Annotated in this window: 1 rRNA gene; it reads right to left on the reverse strand. The window is 59.4% G+C overall.

Going from position 1 to position 658, the window contains the following annotated elements:
• Positions 1-658, reverse strand: a 23S ribosomal RNA gene (locus QSK52_RS39115); the annotation flags it as partial.

Below are 658 nucleotides of genomic sequence, written 5' to 3' on the forward strand. Positions count from 1 at the left end.
CCCTTAACGTTCCAGCACCGGGCAGGCGTCAGTCCGTATACATCGCCTTACGGCTTCGCACGGACCTGTGTTTTTAGTAAACAGTCGCTTCTCGCTGGTCTCTGCGGCCACCACCAGCTCAGGGAGCACGTCCCGTCACCAGCAATGGCCCCCCTTCTCCCGAAGTTACGGGGGCATTTTGCCGAGTTCCTTAACCACAGTTCACCCGAACGCCTCGGTATTCTCTACCAGACCACCTGAGTCGGTTTAGGGTACGGGCCGCCATGAAACTCGCTAGAGGCTTTTCTCGACAGCATAGGATCATCCACTTCACCACAATCGGCTCGGCATCAGGTCTCAGCCTTGATGAGTGACGGATTTGCCTATCACTCGGCCTACACCCTTACCCCGGGACAACCACCGCCCGGGCTGGACTACCTTCCTGCGTCACCCCATCGCTCACCTACTACAGGCTTGGGCCGGCGGCTCCACCACGTCCCTTCGTCCGAAGACTCCGGGCCGGCTTCACGGCCTTAGCATCACCTGGTTCGACGTTGGCGCTTCAAAGCGGGTACGGGAATATCAACCCGTTGTCCATCGACTACGCCTGTCGGCCTCGCCTTAGGTCCCGACTTACCCTGGGCAGATCAGCTTGACCCAGGAACCCTTGGTCAATCGG

It is taken from the genome of Kitasatospora phosalacinea, assembly GCF_030268885.1.
In the GTDB taxonomy this organism is placed as follows: Bacteria; Actinomycetota; Actinomycetes; order Streptomycetales; family Streptomycetaceae; genus Kitasatospora; species Kitasatospora phosalacinea_C.